Raw genomic sequence first — 16365 nt, 5'->3', positions numbered from 1 at the left:
ACAACTTGTAGTTAAAATGGGGTTGTCGATTTTCGGGAGTAGATAAATTCAGTTTATAGGGGATGAAGTATTTTGAAACGATTTAAAGCTTTAGGTTTAACTATGGGGATGTCTGCAGCATTGTTATTAGCAGCATGCGGGGATGATACAGGCAGCAGTGATAATTCAAATGGAAAAGAAGCCAGTATTGGTGAAGAAGTGGGCTATACAATAGTTGGTATTGAACCTGGTGCTGGATTAACAGGTCTTACATATGACGCATTAGAACAATATGAAAATCTGGAAGGCTGGACATTACAGGAAAGTTCGACAGCCGGTATGATAGGTAGTTTAGATCAAGCAATTCGTAATGAAGAACCAATTATTGTTACAGGTTGGAAGCCTCATTGGAAATTCTCAGCTTACGATCTAAAGATATTGGAGGATCCAAAAGGAGCTTTAGGTGGGGAAGAATATACGAATACACTTGTAAGAAAAGGGTTAGAGGAAGATTTACCTGATTTGTATACTGTTCTTGACCGATTTTATTGGGAACCGGAAGATGTAGAACAAGTAATGCTGGAAGCTTCAAATAGTGATTTTGATTCGGCTGCAGCGGAGTGGATTCAGAATAATGAAGATAAAGTGAATGAATGGACTGAAGGTATTGTAAAAGGAAACGGGGAAGAATTAAAGTTAATTACTACTACTTGGGATTCTGAATTAGCATCAAGCAGTGTCATGAAACAAGTAATTAATGATTTAGGGTATAAAGTTAATGTGATTCCTGTTGATCCAGCCATTATGTTCCAGGCTATTGCTAGCGGTGAAGGAGATGCATCGCTTTCTGCAGCACTTCCAACCACACATGATGCATTTTACAAAAAGCATAAGGAAGATATAGTGGATTTAGGAGAAAACTTAAAAGGCACACAAAATGGTTTAGTCGTACCAGCATATATGGATATCGATTCAATTGAGGATTTGGATCCAAAGAAGTAAATTACGAATAAGATCTTTAGAATAAATCTAAGATGAAAAAAGCTATGTGCAGTAGTGGGAAACCATTTTGCACATAGCTTTTTCTTATCGGATGGAACGCTGTGGTTCGACGCTTGGTTTTCCAAATAAATAGCCTTGGAAAAGCTCATAGCCAATTTGTTTTAGCCACTCAAAGTCTTCCTCGGTTTCAATACCTTCAGCAAGTGGTGTTGCACCAATTTCAAGTGCTTTCTTTAAAAACTGTTTAGCGGTATGTTGTTTTTGACTATCGTTTACAACACCTTGTACATACTTCATATCAAGCTTCATATAATGCGGCTTCATGCCGTCGAGCATTTCCAGTGTGTTATACCCTTCTCCTACATCATCCAAAGCATATTGAAAGCCCTTATCATTATAGTAATTCAAGATCGATTTTAGATGCTCAATATCATCGACCTGCTCCGATTCGACGACTTCAAAGACAAATTGACTCGGGTCAATTTGCAGAAGTTTAGCAAGCTTCACCGTTGACTGCAGACAATATTCCGGAGAATAAATCGATGTAGGAATGAAATTGATAAATGTTTTTTTCTTTAGCACAGCAGCATATTTTACGGCAGCCATACGACATAAACGGTCCAATGCATACAAGTGCCCTCGAGTTTTTGCTGCCGTGAAAATTTCATTTGGGTATATAAGCGAACCATCTTCACGGGTAAAGCGTGACAACACTTCGTAAGCATAAATTTCTTTCTTGTTATTTACGATAGGTTGTGAATAGCTGACAATCGCATTTCTATGTATGACATCATCAATCCATTGCATTTCCAAAACTGTTTCAATTTCAGCAATAGACTTCCAAGCCATCTCATCTATTCTAAAATAAATCTGTTCGGGTTCCATATAATCCCTGCTAAAGTCAAGAAATTCCTTTACACCGGATTCTTGTATCGATACGAGCTGTTCCTTTTTAGTAATCGTTAAATTCCGACGCTTAAAGTGATCGATAATCATATCCATCATAGCTATATTATTTTCGCCTTCTAATAAAATATCAAACTGTAATTCAGATACGACACAGTTTTTACAGGACATGAGCTTTCCCTCACTTCTTAGTTTTAATTTTACTGTATACCATTAAGTACAAATATACTATAAAAAAAATTAATAATATATACATTTACTTATATAAGGTGTACAATGTTTGTATATTAAATAGATTAAATAGCGATAATATTTACAGAAAATAGAGTATAACGTTGTACAAATACTATACATAATGTAAGGGTGACGATAATGGTGATATGGTGGAAGCGGAAATCGGTAAATGAAGATAGTAAATTAGAAGAAATGAATTACTTTAAGCCTATTATACAATTTACAAGCATGCCGGAGTTAGAGCAGCAGATGAAATTAATCGGAATAGACGAAAATAATTTACGTTGTATAAAATCGTATCAACCTGCAATTACTGCAGGCGTATCAGAGATAACGGATGTATTTTATGAAAATGTATTGGCTGTGCCATCACTAAAAAAAATAATTGAAGAACGAACAAAAATTGATCGCTTAAAGAAAACATTGAATTTGTACATTATTTCTATGTTTGATGGCGTTTTTAATGAAGAGACAATTGAAGCAAAACGAAAACTCGCCCGCATGCATTTCAAAATCGGTTTGGACCCGAAGTGGTATATGGGTACATTTCAAAAATTGCAGGAAACGATGATTGTGCTCATTAGTAAAGATATAACGGACCTTGCACTTAGGGAACAAATTACATTAAATGTGTCAAAACTTATTAACCTGGAAATGCAGATTGTATTGGAGGAATACGAAAAGGAAAATCAAAATCTACGAGGAGAGCAATATAATGTTGTCAAACTTGAATTAAAGGATAAATTATCGGCCGTTATTCAAAATCTGGCTGATTTAACAGAAGAAACGAACCAATCGATTGAACAAGTAAACAATCATACATCACATATAAACAATACAATCAAATCGAATGTCGCAATTGTCCAACATATTCATACAGATGCATTGACAGGGAAAAATGAAGTTTCAAGGCTGGAGCAGGAAATGATTGAAATTAAAGACAGCGCGGTTGAAATGGGACAACTAATCGGAAATTTAAAGGTCTCTTCAGAACAGATTATCAATATTGTGTTGCTAGTAAAAAATATTGCCGACCAGACAAATTTACTGGCATTAAACGCCTCGATTGAAGCAGCAAGAGCAGGGGACCATGGAAAAGGTTTTGCAGTTGTCGCACAGGAAGTACGTAAACTGGCAGAGCAATCGAAAAGTTCAGTAGAGAACATAACAAACCTTATCCAGACATCCACGTTGTTAACGTCGACTGCTGTTCAAATGATTGATGCTGTCCAGTCAAGGGTGGATTCAGGTCTGGACGTATCAATAAGTACGCAAACAAAATTCCAGCAAATTTTAAAGGCAATCGAAAAGAATGAAGCACAAATTAAAGAAGTCGCATTGGATATAACAAACCTAACAAGTGTCATTAGCAACATCGGTCAAGAGACGAGAGATGTTGCAACTACTGCAGATGAACTGTACCAAATGACTACCCACCTGTAAAAATTGTTTAAGTATTATGAAATGAATAAGGCTGTGTAAAAGTGCAATTGCTTTTACACAGTTTTTTGTTTTCTGAGCTGCCTTTTATAATTAAGTGTAATTACAAAATGATTGGGAATAGTAAGGTAGGTGAGAATAAATTAACAAATAAGGAGACACAAAGAATGAAAATTACAGCAGCTGTAACTGAAGCACAAGGAAAAGATTTCGTCTTGCAGGAAGTGGAACTTGCATCTCCAAAAGCAAATGAAGTAATGATTAAAATTGTAGCAACTGGTGTTTGTCATACGGATGCGGTAGCACGTGATTTAGCAATTGCTCCACTTCCAGCCGTTCTTGGTCATGAAGGATCAGGAATTGTGGAAGAAGTGGATGAAGCCGTAACAAGTTTAGAAAAAGGTGACCATGTCGTTATTTCATTTGCACATTGCGGTTCATGTCCAAACTGTTTGACTGGACATCCTACAGTATGTGATACGTTTAATCCACTAAACTTTGGCGGTGTCCAAAATGACTATACAACACGTCTTTCAAAAGATGGTACTGAGTTAGCGACATTCTTCGGCCAGTCTTCATTCGGAACATATGCAATTGCACATGAGCGAAATGTTGTAAAAGTAGATAAAGATGTCGACTTAGCGTTGCTTGGTCCTCTTGGCTGTGGGATTCAAACAGGTGCCGGTACAGTATTAAATCGCCTGCGACCACAATTTGGTTCCACAATTGTCATATACGGATGCGGAGCTGTAGGTTTGTCTGCATTGATGGCAGCAAAAATTGTCGGCTGTAAACAAATTATTGCCGTGGACGTCCATAATTCCCGATTGGAGTTTGCAAAAGAACTCGGGGCAACACATGTATTAAATGGACGAAATGTTGATGTCGTTGCCGAGGTGAAAAAGATTACAAACGGAGGTTCAAACTTTGCTGTTGAAACGACAGGTGTGCCGCCCGTTGTGAAACAATCCCTAAATGCATTACGCCCATTAGGTACTTGTGCCATTGTAGGCGTAACACCTGAGATGGCAATTGATGTCCATAACGATATTATGGCGGAAGGGAAAACAATGATGGGTGTCATCGAAGGCGATTCGGTACCTCGCGTATTTATTCCGGAGTTAGTTAACTATTATAAAGATGGTAAATTCCCGTTTGATCGACTCGTTAAGTTTTATGAATTTGAACAAATTAACGAAGCTTTTGAAGACTCTAAAAAAGGGATTACGATTAAACCCATTTTAAAAATCGCAAAATAAAGGTAAAAGCCGAGTACACAAAAATTCTCGGCTTTTTGATTTTATTGCGGTCATTCTAAATAATCATATTTACGTGCTTCATCTGCATACTCTTTGGAAATTTGCCCCTGAAGATAATCTTCTTTTGAGACATGCAATATTTCCAATGCAGAATACGTATCTTCATCATCTTTGTCTTTATATAAATCATTGTAGTGATAGAAATCCCCTTCAATATCCGCGGGTGTATCGGAATTTCCATATTGTGCTACGATTTGGAAAGAGTCTTCGTTATCTTGAAGCTCATCATCCTTTTCCCGATTTGAAAAGGAGTTGTCTACAGCCGGATGGAGCAGTTGTTCTTCAACCGGACGATCTGTTGCAGGAGCTTTTGCATCACTATGCTCAATACAAAAAGTCGTATACGGAATTGCTTGCAGCCGATCATATGGGATTTCTGTTTGGCATTTTGTACAAACTCCATATGTACCGTCATTCATCCGTTCAAATGCTGCTTCGATTTGACCCAATAAGTCATCACTATGCACTTTTAACGCCATATCTTTTTCACGGTCATATAATTCGGTCGCCAAATCTGCGGGATGATTGTCAATAGTAGAGAGTTCATCAGTAGAATCCCTTAAACTGGCACGTGCAATAATTTCATTTTCATTTGTATTGACATCACCAATTAATTCTCTTTTTTGTTCGATGAGCAGTCGTTTTAATTTAGTAAGCTGTTTTTCACTAAGCATCATAATCAATTCCTTTCAATAATAGTATGGGCGAAATACGATGAATTATTTCAAAACATCGTGAACTGCGTTCGTATAGTTTCTTTTTAAATTAGAAATACTAATGTATAAGGCGAAATTTTATGCACACATAAAAATATCCATCCTATAGGAGGACTCGAAGTTGCTAAATACTGAAAATACACTATCCATCTTCGCACTCGGCGGTATTAATGAAATCGGAAAAAATATGTATGTCATTGAATATGGAGAAGAATTAGTTATTGTTGACTGTGGCGGTAAATTTGCGGATCAAAGTTTATTAGGTGTTGATTTAATTATCCCGGATTTAAGTTATTTGGAGGAAAATAAACATAAAATCAAGGCTTTAGTTGTAACCCATGGGCATGAAGATCATATTGGCGGTATCCCATATTTGCTGAGAAAAATTAATATGCCGATATTCGCTACCAGATTTACACTCGGGTTAATTGAATTGAAATTAAAAGAGCATAAATTGCTACGTGATTCAGAATTAAATGAGATAAATGCAGAATCGAAAATTAGTTTCGACCAATTATCACTCACATTCTTTAAGACGAGTCACAGCATCCCAGACTGTTTAGGGATTGTTTTTCATACACCTGAAGGGAAAGTCATTCATACAGGTGACTTTAAATTTGATTTTACACCTGTTAATGATCAAACGTCGGATATTCACAAAATGGCAGCACTCGGTTCAGAAGGGGTGCTTGCGCTTATTTCCGAAAGTACAAACGCTGAACGTCCGGGATTTACACCATCCGAGCAAGTAATTGGACGTCATTTGGATGAGGCGTTTCAAAAGGCGACCGGAAAAATCTTCATTTCTACATTTGCATCCAATGTGAATCGTATTCATCAAATTGTCGAAGCAGCAAAAAAGACGAATCGAAAAATTGTATTATTAGGCCGCAGCATGGTCAATGTTACGTCTGTAGCGATGCGACTAGGCTACTTGGATATTCCAGGTTGGATGCTTATCGAACCAAGAGAGTTAAAAGAGTTGCCGCCGGAACGGGCAGTAATCTTATGTACGGGAAGCCAAGGGGAACCATTAGCTGCGCTTTCCCGCCTCTCAACTGGTCGTAATCGAGATGTCAAAGTTGTCCAAGGCGATACGGTTATTTTCGCAGCTTCTCCTATTCCGGGAAATGAAAAAGATGTTTCAAAAATAGTTGATAATTTGTTTCAGCTTGGCGCAAATGTAGTTTACGGAAATTCAAGTATTACCGGTATGCACGTCTCTGGACATGGCTATCAAGAAGATTTAAAAATGATGCTGACACTCATGAAACCAAAATATTTTATTCCGATTCATGGAGAATATCGCATGCTTCATATTCATCGTTCATTGGCCGAAGCGGTTGGAGTTGAAAAAGGGCATACATTTATTTTGAAAAATGGTGATATAGTTGATATTAAAGGCGGGGAAGCACGGCAAACACGTTCAATTCCGGCAGGAGATACGTATGTGGATGGTACTGGAAGTGATGAAGTCGGTGAAATTGTACTGCGGGATCGAAAGCAGCTATCCGAAGATGGGATGCTAGTTATTGTTGTCACAATCAGTAAATTCGATGGTTCCATTATTTCAGGTCCGGATAGTATTTCACGAGGATTCGTCTATGCAAGGGAATCAGAAGGATTAATAAATGATATTAACGAAATTGCTCAAGCAGCTGTAGAAAACTTTAATGAAGCCAATCCTTTTGCTATGAAAAAAGCGGTTAAACACGCGGTAGATCAATATATCTTTACATTAAAAATGAAAAAGCCAATGATATTGCCGATAATTATTGAAATATAAAATTAAATTAAAACAGAAAAACGATCTTGAAAGGAAATGTTCGCTTTCAAGATCGTTGTTTTATTACATGCTTTTTATTCTTTATTTGTTTGGGCGCACTAAAATTAAGCAGGCTGAAGTTCTGTTTGTTCCAGTAACTGTTTGTAAGCTGCTAAATCTTCTTCATAATTTCTAATATATGTGGAAAGACTATGTTTTTTTATCGTTTCAAATGAATTTTGATCGATGAATTGTAATTTTTGATTCAGAATTTCTGCATTAGCCCATGCTGTTTCTTCAAAAGCAATGTTCATTTGATGTTCTTCAATAATCATACCTAACAATTCGGGATTATTAAAAATTTCTTTAGTAGAATATTGATCTCGCATATCAAAATAATCGAAGGTTCTAGTTAAAGAAGCATCTAGTGCAGGGCGGTCAATCGCATGACCTAGTTCATGAAGTGTAATGGTTTTTACATATTGATCAAATGGAATGGTTGATAGTTCTCCAGCTGCTTTTACTAAACGGTTTGCATCAAAACTAACAACATTCGTTATAAAGTTATAGCTCATATTTACTCCGGTATGATCCTCTTCCAACATTGTATTGAGGCCGGTAGCTTTTATAGTGGAATAAATTAATTCATATAAAAATTTGTTTGTAGATTGTTGCATGTATGCGCTCATTTCCTTTTCTATATATATAAAATAAATAAGAAAACACAATAAAACGCTCGCTATAATTAAAGCAAGCATAAAATAATATATAATTCCTATATAATATTTTCAAGTAATTTGTTTGGTTATGTATGCTGTTGGAGAGAAATTTTGGATAGGCGAGTAAAAGCATGCAAAAAAGGATGTTTGCCATTCTTCTAAACGGCAAACATCCCTTATTAATGTAAATTATTAATATTTACATCTTGCATTAACCTATCTTCAAGGTCAATTAAATAATTATGAGTTATTTTTGTTGTTATTGTTACTGTTATTGTTATTGTTTTTACGGCTTGCTTCTCCGCCTTTGCGGCCAGCTTCTTCACGGCTCATTTTGCCGCCGCCGTTGTTATTGTTGTTGTTACCGTTTTGGTTGTTTCCGCTGCTCGCTTCTCCACCTTTACGGCCGATTTCTTCGTAAAATTCTCTACCATGGTTATTAGATGTAGCTTCTCCGCCTTTACGACCCGCTTCTTGAACCGTCATTGATCCGTCATTCTGATTCTGATTACGTTTGTTGTTGTTAGCCATTTCTTACATCCTCCTAGTGAAAATTTTTTAGCTTATTGCTAAGCTTACTAGTTAAATTCCCATCTCACTTTATATTAAACATAAATTATATTTCATTTATATTACAAAAAAATGATGTAAAGTTATCAGAAACAAAAAAAGCAGTTCATTCTTTAGAAGAGAATCTTCACGTAACATAGGTATGTGAAGTATTGTAAGGGGAATTTATTTCTATTATTTTGATAATTACCATAATTTAAGTAGTCTAGTATGATAAAATAGCTATTATACATAATTTTCAGTTAATTTTAAATATTGTGATACAACAGTTCTTAATTTTGTTATTGTTGTATTACAACAAAAGAGATATACATAGGGGGAAAGTGAAATGAATGCGATTACACTAGTAATTGGGGCAATATGTATTTTAGTAATTGCCTATCGTTTTTACGGAATTTTCTTTACAAAAAAAGTATTAAAGATTAATGAAGATACGCCAACACCTGCAAACGAAAAAAATGACGGACAAGATTATGTGCCGACAAATCGTTGGGTAGCATTCGGGCATCACTTTGCAGCAATTGCAGCTGCAGGACCGTTAGTTGGACCAATTTTAGCCGCGCAATTCGGTTATTTACCGGGTTACCTTTGGTTATTAATTGGTGCTGTTATTGGGGGAGCTGTACACGATGCTGTTGTATTATTTGCTTCGATGACAAAAGGCGGGAAGTCATTATCGGAAGTTATGCGTGAAGAGCTTGGGCCTGTCGCTGGTTTTTGTACAGGATTAGCAATGCTGTTCATTATTACAATTACAATGGCTGGTTTATCAATGGTTATTTTAGGTGCTTTAGCAGAAAACCCTTGGGGAACATTTGCGGTTGCTGCAACGATACCGATTGCAATGCTCATGGGCCTGATCAATAAATTTACAGGGAACTTGAAAATATCAACAATACTTGGGGTCATCCTCCTTGTTGGGGCCGTTTTCTACGGACCATCTATTCAAGGTACTTGGTTAGGTGATGTACTAACATTGGATCGTGAAACATTATCGATTCTATTGCCGATTTATGCGTTCTTTGCGGCTGCTTTACCAGTATGGTTCTTATTGGCACCACGCGATTATTTAAGCAGTTTCATGAAAATAGGGGTGTTTATTGCTTTAATCATTGGAGTGTTTATTATTAACCCTACAATTCAATTCCCTGCGTTTATTCCTGAATTCCTAGGAGGCGGTCCAATTGTTGCAGGTCCAGTATGGCCATTCGTATCGATTACAATCGCTTGTGGAGCTATTTCTGGTTTCCATGCATTTGTAGGATCAGGTACTACACCGAAAATGCTGAACCGATGGGATGATATTCGCGTAGTTGGTTTTGGTGCAATGCTCGTAGAATGTGTCGTTGGAGTTATGGCACTGATCGCTGCAACTGTACTGCATCCGGCAGATTACTTTGCGATTAACTCATCACCTGAAGCATTCGCGAAATTAGGAATGACGGTAGTTGATTTACCGGTGCTGTCAGAAGCGATTGGTATGGATCTGGAGGGACGTACTGGTGGTGCCGTAACACTTGCAGTCGGTATGGCATCCATATTTGCAGGGGTAGAATGGTTTAGCCATCTAACCGCTTACTTCTATCAATTTGTTATAATGTTTGAAGCTGTATTTATTTTAACTGCAATTGACGCAGGTACACGTACAGCGCGTTACTTAATTCAAGACTTTTTAGGGAATGTCTATAAGCCGCTGAAAAAGACGGATTGGCTACCAGGGGCAATTGGAGCAAGTGCATTGGCCTGTATCATGTGGGGATACTTATTAAATTCAGGGGATATTGCTTCTGTCTGGGCGTTATTCGGGGTATCCAACCAGCTGATGGCCTCCATTGGTCTAGTATGTGGTGTAACATTCGTATTGAAAGTAGCAGATAAACGTATTTATGCTTTAACTTGCTTTATTCCATTAGTGTATTTATATATTACGGTAAATGTAGCAGGATTCTGGATGGTGAAAAATGTTTACTGGAACGAAATGGCCGGTGGTTACAATATTTTAAACGGTATTCTATCGATTATTATGCTGACATTGGGATTGATCATTGTAATTACATCATTCATAAAATGGCGTGAACTTTGGGCACATCCTCGTTTCACAAAACAAGCAGCTGCTAACTAAAATAAATAAAAAGAGCGGAAAATTAGAGTAATCTCTAAATTTTCCGCTCTTTTTGTGTTGGATATAAATAGTTGAGAAAGTCGTCCCTGAAAACAGCATTTAAAATACACGGCTGCTTTTGTCTTTTTTCCAGCAGCAAATGTTCTTCGGGAAATTGCTGTTCGATATTTAAAGATATGAACGGGAGTTTTTCCTGTGCTTTTTGAGAACGCAAATTGACCGTGCGTGCACCGGCAAAAACTACCTCAAGATGCAAGTATTCAAATGCTATTTTCAATAGTTCTATTTTAGAGGCCAGATTATAACCTTGTCCCCAATAATCGACTCCAATCCAGCTTCCGATATGGCATTGCTTATTGGACTGATCGATAAACATCAGTGTCGTAATACCAATCAATTGGTCCTCTTCATTCAAAATTAAACGGGATATAGTTTTCCCTTCAGATTCCTCCATTAGTGTATTAATAATAAAGTTTTCCGTATCCTCTAAAGATTGTGTAGGGAGCCCGAGTGCATTCTTTACTTCGGGCGCCATTGATAATCGATGGATTTCTTTCGCATAGCTAAGCGCTTGTGGAACTAATGTTACTTTTTTCATTCATATAACCTCACTTTCCGATAAAACAAACGAAATCTACAAAGAGTAGATTGCTCTATTTTACATTATATTCTAAAAATATCCGATTATTTTTTAGAAAATAAAAATTAATTAAAAAATAAGGTTGTTTTATTTAAGTAAGTATAATAATATAACTCATATAATATAAAACCAAGTTGAATAATCGGTATTGGGGTGAAAAATAATTGTCGACAGCTAAGATTGAAATTAATGAGGTTTCAAAGTCGTATGGAGAAAAAGGTCCGACAGTATTAAAGGATGTTTCCTTTAATATAAAACACGGCGAAGTGATTGCCATTCTGGGGAAAAGCGGTTGCGGTAAAAGTACATTGATGAACTGTATCGGTGGCTTTGAAACGACTAATCAAGGACAGATCCTGCTTGATGGGACTGCCGTTACAAAACCTAGTAAACGCTGTATTATGCTTATGCAAAATTACGGGCTGCTGCCATGGCGCTCTGTTCGGAAAAATGTGGAGCTCGGGATTGAGAATTCAGATTTATCGACTGCTGAAATTACAAAAAGAGCGGCCCATTATTTACAGATGGTCGGATTGGAAGACCGTGCAAATGCATTGCCTGGCGAGCTGTCGGGTGGCATGCAGCAACGCGTCGCAATTGCCCGTGCGCTAGCCATTCAACCGGAAGTTATTTTAATGGATGAACCGTTCGGAGCGCTTGATACCTTTACACGCTATTATTTACAGGATGAATTAAAACAAATCCAGCAACGCGAGAAAATGACGATTGTATTAGTAACCCATGACATCGATGAAGCAATTTATTTAGCAGATCGCATCCTTATTATGAAGCCTAATCCTGGTGAAATTCATAAAGAAGTTGTGCTGAAGTTGCCAAAGGAACGCAATCGTGCTGATACGGATTTTCAGCATTACCGCGAAATTATATTCAATGAATTCCAGTTTACTCATGATAAAGCAGCAATCGAATTTAATATTTAGGAGGATAGTAGATGAAAAAGGTAGTGTTAATCATGACAATGCTGTTCGTGGCAGTGTTGTCGGCATGCGGGACGAATGAAGGAAGTTCTGCAGGTGACGGGGAAAAGCCAACGATTAAAATCGGCTATTTACCGATTACGCATGCAGTTCCGTTATATATGCAGAATGATGAAAAGTATGAAGATTACAATTTAGAGCTCGTGAAATTCGGGTCTTGGCCAGAGCTGATGGATGCACTGAATACTGGTGCAATTGATGGGGCATCTGTATTGATCCAGCTAGCGATGAATGCAAAGGAAAAAGGCATTGATCTAAAAGCAGTGGCACTTGGTCACCGTGATGGCAATGTATTGATCGGTGGGAAAGATATAAACTCCGTGGAAGAACTAAAAGGGAAATCTTTTGCGATTCCAAGCAGATTTTCAACACACAATATTTTGCTGTATGAAATGCTGAAAAAACATGGCATTGCTTACGATGAAGTAGATGTGATCGAATTGCCGCCAGCGGAAATGCCTGCAGCTTTAGCGGAAGGGCGTATTGCTGGTTATGTAGTTGCTGAGCCATTTGGTGCGATATCGGTTGCATTGGAAAACGGGAAAGTGCTTTATCAGTCAGAAGAAATTTGGCAAGATTCGATTGATTGCGGTTTAGTATTGCGCGGTCAGTTTATTAAAGACAATAAAGAATTGGCAGGGAAGTTTGTCGATGACTATGTAGCAGGCGGTGAGCTTGCACAAGGGAAAGACGACCATATGCATGAAGTCGTTGGTCAATATTTAACAGTTGAAAAAAATGTACTGGATATATCATTAGATTGGATTTCCTACGACAATTTAAGTATTGAACAAGACAGCTATGCGATTCTACGTGATGCATTATTGGAAATGGGATTATCCGAAAATCCTCCTTCCTATGAAGATTTTGTTGATGCTAGCTTTGTAAATTAGTAGAGGACGGAGGGATATTATGGCGATAGTGAAGAAATTGTCCCCGATTGCACTTGGCTTTCTATTATTACTTGTCGTTTGGCAAGCTGCAATTATGATAGGTGGGCATCAGTCGGCACTTTTCCCTCCGCCTTTAAAAGTGGGGGAAGCATTACTTGCGATCATTTCCGATGGTTCGCTGTTTGCACATATACAAATTAGTTTATTACGATTTTTTTCAGGTTATCTGATTGCAGTCGTTGCAGCCATTTCGTTAGGGTTGATTTTAGGAAGGTTGCCGGCTGTCTGGAAAGTGCTCGATCCAGTAGTTCAAGTATTGCGACCGGTTTCGCCGATTGCATGGTCACCGTTTATCGTTTTATGGTTCGGCATCGGCAATATGCCGGCGATTGTGATTATTTTTATCGCTGCATTTTTCCCGGTCTTATTGTCAACGGTATCAGCGGTAAAAAAAGTCGACAAAACGTATTTACGCATTGCATCGAATTTTGAAATGAGCCCTTTTGAGACCATGAGAAAAATTATATTGCCGGCTTCATTTCCGATGATCGCCAATGGGCTGCATATGGCGCTAGGTTCTGCATGGATTTTCCTCGTAGCCGGGGAAATGGTCGGTGCGCAATCGGGTTTAGGATTTTTAATTGTCGATGCACGAAATTCTTTGAGTCTGGATTTAGTCATGGCGAGTATTGTTGTAATCGGGGTACTTGGCCTTTTACTGGATAAAGGCATTCATTATTTTGAAAGCTGGGTAAACCGCATCTGGGGAGGCGCAAAATAAAACTGCCTAATGATTTTAGACAGTTTTTAACGGCCGTATATGAATCGTATCGACACGTTCGCCAGTGTCAGTAGAATAATATCCGACTTCTACACGCTGTTCATCAGGACCTACGATTTCTTTATAGCAGGTTTCCAGATGATCAGCACCCCATATAATCATCGAATTGAAAACATGCTCAAGGGCGGTACCTTTTTCCGTTAATGTGTAACGGTAGCGTGGGGGATGGGCGGAATATAGCTCACTTTGAACGATCTGTGCTTCTTCCAATTCTTTTAACCGGTTTGACAGAATATTTGCTGACAAACCTGGAAGCTTCAGCTTAATATCATTGAAGTTCGTTTCACCAATCAGCAGTTCATGAATGATGAGAAGCGTCCAACGATCACCAAGAATATTTAATGTTTGTGCAATGTTACAAGGTAAGTCATAACGTGTTTTCATGTTTTCGCCTCCTTGATACAAGTATAAACATTAATTTTATGCAATGCGAGTTAATTTTTTTAACCTGTAAAAGGCATTTTAAATGGGTATTCATAGTGCGCTCTATCAGAACGCCTATTTGAATATAGAACAATCTAACATTTACTATTAGGAGGATAATACAATGAGTTTATTTTTAGTAGAATCAACAATTAACGAGGTTTCTTCAAAGGAAGCATTTGCGGCATTAGTCGAAAAAGTGCATGCAACAGAAGGTGTTGGGGTTATCGAAGTACAAGTGGCAAAAGATTTTTCCCGTGGCTATTTCATTATTGAAGCATCTGATGAGGAAGCAGCAAAAACAGCATTACAAACACAAGGTGTTGCTATTGATTTAGTAAAGGAAGTACGTTTAATCGGTAAAGAACTTGATGAAGTCAAAGCAGGCGGCGAGCAAGTGAACTACCTAGTGGAATGGGAAATTCCTGCAGAAATCACAATGGAAAAATATTTAGAGCGTAAAAAGAAAAATTCGGTAAAATACGAAGAAGTTCCAGATGTAAAATTCTCTCGTACTTATGTATGTGAAGATATGACAAAATGTTTATGTTTCTATGATGCACCAGATGAAGCAGCTGTAAAACGTGCACGTGAAGCAGTGCAAACACCGATCACATCATTAACGGAATTGGCAGACTAAAAGGAAAGGATGCGGGGACAATGGCATTGAACAAAGAATTGTTAGAACGAATCATCGATGAAAAACTGAAGCCCGTAGTGAAGAAGGTCGATGAACAGGCACATTATGCAGAAGATTATATTTTAGCGCTAAGTGAGGCTGGATTCTTCCATTCGGCAAATAAGGACCAATCGACACTATTACAAGATGAGGCAGCGGTTGTTCGTGAAACAGCAAAGGTTTGTATGACAACAGCGTTTTGTGTTTGGTGCCATTTAGCCGCATTAACTTATTTGCGTAATAGTAATAACTCGTATTTAAAGCAAACAATATTACCTGAGCTGGAAAACGGCGTAAAACTTGGTGCAACAGGTTTATCAAATGCGATGAAGTACTATTCTGGATTAGAAAAACTTCATCTGAAGGCAGAAAAGACAGAAGAAGGCTATGTTATTAATGGAACATTGCCTGCTGTATCAAACTTGGGGAACCGTCATTACTTTGGTGCAGTTGCGACAGTCGATAGTCTTGAAGTTCTGGTGCTTGTCCCAACTGATATCAAAGGTCTTGAAATGAATGAACGACTTGGTTTCCTTGGAGTGAATGGCAGCGCGACTTATTCATGTAAATTTAATCAAGTTGTAATTTCGAAAGACTTTGTCATTTCCGAGGATGCAAAAGCATTTTGCGATATTATTCGCCCTACGTTTATTTATTATCAAGTTCCGCTTGGTGCAGGTGTTATTGCGGCAGCAGTTGAAGGTATTGAAAAAGTAAAAGCGAAGCAAAATGGCTGTAATGAATACTTAAAAGTACAGGCAACTGAACTGCGGGATCAATATGATAGAATTAATTCAGAGTTGAACAACTTGGCAGGCAATTTGTCATTGAAGGAAATTGTCAACACACGTCTGCAAGCAGTGCATGATACATTAGCTGCGGTACAGGCGAACATGATACACAATGGAGCTGCCGGTTATGTTGCAGGAAGTGTACCATCACGCAAACTGCGTGAAGCATACTTCTTTGCCAACTTGACGCCAACAGTCCGACATCTAGAAAAAATCAAATCATCTTTTGCTTGAGTTTGAAGAGGCAAAGATAACCCAAAAATATCATTTTTCTCTAAGGAGAAATGATATTTTTTTGCTCTTAATTTTTTCATTTACTCATCTCATA

16 protein-coding genes are annotated in these 16365 nt (G+C 37.8%); 10 read left to right on the top strand and 6 right to left on the bottom strand.

What is annotated here, in order from left to right; translation table 11 throughout:
* Positions 1-72 precede the first annotated feature (72 nt).
* Positions 73-981, top strand: a complete 909-nt coding sequence (locus AC6CH1_RS11130; protein ID WP_498317506.1) for a glycine betaine ABC transporter substrate-binding protein — start codon at positions 73-75, stop codon at positions 979-981.
* A gap of 84 nt (positions 982-1065) precedes the next feature.
* On the opposite strand, the gene AC6CH1_RS11125 is transcribed toward AC6CH1_RS11130, so the two are convergent.
* Complete coding sequence (locus AC6CH1_RS11125; RefSeq protein ID WP_498317504.1) at positions 1066-2058, bottom strand: EAL domain-containing protein; 993 nt, start codon at positions 2056-2058, stop codon at positions 1066-1068.
* A gap of 201 nt (positions 2059-2259) precedes the next feature.
* On the opposite strand from AC6CH1_RS11125, the gene AC6CH1_RS11120 reads away from it, so the two are divergent.
* Both AC6CH1_RS11120 and AC6CH1_RS11115 read left to right on the top strand, forming a co-directional pair.
* On the top strand, positions 2260-3564 hold the full coding sequence (locus tag AC6CH1_RS11120; RefSeq protein WP_498317502.1) for a protoglobin domain-containing protein: 1305 nt from the start codon (positions 2260-2262) through the stop codon (positions 3562-3564).
* A 164-nt stretch (positions 3565-3728) separates the two neighbouring features.
* Positions 3729-4820 (top strand): NAD(P)-dependent alcohol dehydrogenase, encoded by a 1092-nt coding sequence (locus tag AC6CH1_RS11115; protein ID WP_498317501.1) that lies wholly within the window; start codon positions 3729-3731, stop codon positions 4818-4820.
* 50 nt (positions 4821-4870) lie between these two features.
* Here AC6CH1_RS11115 and AC6CH1_RS11110 read toward each other — a convergent pair whose 3' ends face one another.
* Entirely contained in the window at positions 4871-5554 is a 684-nt protein-coding gene (locus AC6CH1_RS11110) for a TraR/DksA C4-type zinc finger protein (protein WP_498317499.1), read from the bottom strand.
* A gap of 163 nt (positions 5555-5717) precedes the next feature.
* On the opposite strand from AC6CH1_RS11110, the gene AC6CH1_RS11105 reads away from it, so the two are divergent.
* Positions 5718-7382: a ribonuclease J gene (locus tag AC6CH1_RS11105; RefSeq protein WP_498317498.1), complete on the top strand. Its 1665-nt coding sequence runs from the start codon at positions 5718-5720 to the stop codon at positions 7380-7382.
* Between the two features lie 104 nt (positions 7383-7486).
* Here the strand turns inward: AC6CH1_RS11105 and AC6CH1_RS11100 are convergent, their stop codons facing one another.
* Both AC6CH1_RS11100 and AC6CH1_RS11095 read right to left on the bottom strand, forming a co-directional pair.
* Positions 7487-8038, bottom strand: a complete 552-nt coding sequence (locus tag AC6CH1_RS11100) for an integrase (RefSeq protein ID WP_251686614.1) — start codon at positions 8036-8038, stop codon at positions 7487-7489.
* Positions 8039-8320: 282 nt separating this feature from the next.
* On the bottom strand, positions 8321-8611 hold the full coding sequence (locus AC6CH1_RS11095) for a KGG domain-containing protein (RefSeq protein WP_427708827.1): 291 nt from the start codon (positions 8609-8611) through the stop codon (positions 8321-8323).
* 367 nt (positions 8612-8978) lie between these two features.
* Here AC6CH1_RS11095 and AC6CH1_RS11090 point away from each other — a divergent pair, with 367 nt between their 5' ends.
* Positions 8979-10772 (top strand): carbon starvation CstA family protein, encoded by a 1794-nt coding sequence (locus AC6CH1_RS11090; RefSeq protein WP_251686616.1) that lies wholly within the window; start codon positions 8979-8981, stop codon positions 10770-10772.
* A gap of 34 nt (positions 10773-10806) precedes the next feature.
* On the opposite strand, the gene AC6CH1_RS11085 is transcribed toward AC6CH1_RS11090, so the two are convergent.
* Positions 10807-11370 carry a GNAT family N-acetyltransferase gene (locus AC6CH1_RS11085; RefSeq protein WP_498317496.1) on the bottom strand — a complete coding sequence of 188 codons (564 nt, stop codon included), beginning with the start codon at positions 11368-11370 and terminating at the stop codon, positions 10807-10809.
* 206 nt (positions 11371-11576) lie between these two features.
* Here AC6CH1_RS11085 and AC6CH1_RS11080 point away from each other — a divergent pair, with 206 nt between their 5' ends.
* Genes AC6CH1_RS11080 through AC6CH1_RS11070 form a run of 3 tightly spaced genes read left to right on the top strand, consistent with a single transcriptional unit; the run spans position 11577 to position 14084 of the window.
* Positions 11577-12353 (top strand): ABC transporter ATP-binding protein, encoded by a 777-nt coding sequence (locus AC6CH1_RS11080; RefSeq protein ID WP_498317494.1) that lies wholly within the window; start codon positions 11577-11579, stop codon positions 12351-12353.
* An 11-nt stretch (positions 12354-12364) separates the two neighbouring features.
* Complete coding sequence (locus AC6CH1_RS11075) at positions 12365-13303, top strand: ABC transporter substrate-binding protein (protein ID WP_251686619.1); 939 nt, start codon at positions 12365-12367, stop codon at positions 13301-13303.
* Between the two features lie 19 nt (positions 13304-13322).
* Positions 13323-14084 (top strand): ABC transporter permease, encoded by a 762-nt coding sequence (locus AC6CH1_RS11070; RefSeq protein WP_079528125.1) that lies wholly within the window; start codon positions 13323-13325, stop codon positions 14082-14084.
* Positions 14085-14099: 15 nt separating this feature from the next.
* Here AC6CH1_RS11070 and AC6CH1_RS11065 read toward each other — a convergent pair whose 3' ends face one another.
* A complete protein-coding gene (locus AC6CH1_RS11065; RefSeq protein WP_251686620.1) occupies positions 14100-14528 on the bottom strand; it encodes a winged helix-turn-helix transcriptional regulator in 429 nt (142 codons plus the stop codon).
* A gap of 163 nt (positions 14529-14691) precedes the next feature.
* On the opposite strand from AC6CH1_RS11065, the gene AC6CH1_RS11060 reads away from it, so the two are divergent.
* A complete protein-coding gene (locus tag AC6CH1_RS11060; protein WP_251686621.1) occupies positions 14692-15207 on the top strand; it encodes a DUF4242 domain-containing protein in 516 nt (171 codons plus the stop codon).
* A 20-nt stretch (positions 15208-15227) separates the two neighbouring features.
* A complete protein-coding gene (locus AC6CH1_RS11055) occupies positions 15228-16271 on the top strand; it encodes an acyl-CoA dehydrogenase family protein (RefSeq protein WP_498317491.1) in 1044 nt (347 codons plus the stop codon).
* The last annotated feature ends 94 nt before the right edge of the window (positions 16272-16365 follow it).

It is taken from the genome of Solibacillus sp. GQ1 (genome assembly GCF_059758555.1).
This window is presented reverse-complemented; position numbering and strand designations above follow the sequence as displayed.

What these genes read in the sequence shown, in the direction of transcription:
- AC6CH1_RS11060 (WP_251686621.1), top strand. Translation starts at nt 14,692, where the DNA reads ATGAGTTTATTTTTAGTAGAATCAACAATTAACGAGGTTTCTTCAAAG.
- AC6CH1_RS11125 (WP_498317504.1), bottom strand. Translation starts at nt 2,058, where the DNA reads ATGTCCTGTAAAAACTGTGTCGTATCTGAATTACAGTTTGATATTTTA.
- AC6CH1_RS11065 (WP_251686620.1), bottom strand. Translation starts at nt 14,528, where the DNA reads ATGAAAACACGTTATGACTTACCTTGTAACATTGCACAAACATTAAAT.
- AC6CH1_RS11085 (WP_498317496.1), bottom strand. Translation starts at nt 11,370, where the DNA reads ATGAAAAAAGTAACATTAGTTCCACAAGCGCTTAGCTATGCGAAAGAA.
- AC6CH1_RS11100 (WP_251686614.1), bottom strand. Translation starts at nt 8,038, where the DNA reads ATGCAACAATCTACAAACAAATTTTTATATGAATTAATTTATTCCACT.
- AC6CH1_RS11075 (WP_251686619.1), top strand. Translation starts at nt 12,365, where the DNA reads ATGAAAAAGGTAGTGTTAATCATGACAATGCTGTTCGTGGCAGTGTTG.
- AC6CH1_RS11090 (WP_251686616.1), top strand. Translation starts at nt 8,979, where the DNA reads ATGAATGCGATTACACTAGTAATTGGGGCAATATGTATTTTAGTAATT.
- AC6CH1_RS11095 (WP_427708827.1), bottom strand. Translation starts at nt 8,611, where the DNA reads ATGGCTAACAACAACAAACGTAATCAGAATCAGAATGACGGATCAATG.
- AC6CH1_RS11055 (WP_498317491.1), top strand. Translation starts at nt 15,228, where the DNA reads ATGGCATTGAACAAAGAATTGTTAGAACGAATCATCGATGAAAAACTG.
- AC6CH1_RS11110 (WP_498317499.1), bottom strand. Translation starts at nt 5,554, where the DNA reads ATGCTTAGTGAAAAACAGCTTACTAAATTAAAACGACTGCTCATCGAA.
- AC6CH1_RS11120 (WP_498317502.1), top strand. Translation starts at nt 2,260, where the DNA reads ATGGTGATATGGTGGAAGCGGAAATCGGTAAATGAAGATAGTAAATTA.
- AC6CH1_RS11070 (WP_079528125.1), top strand. Translation starts at nt 13,323, where the DNA reads ATGGCGATAGTGAAGAAATTGTCCCCGATTGCACTTGGCTTTCTATTA.
- AC6CH1_RS11115 (WP_498317501.1), top strand. Translation starts at nt 3,729, where the DNA reads ATGAAAATTACAGCAGCTGTAACTGAAGCACAAGGAAAAGATTTCGTC.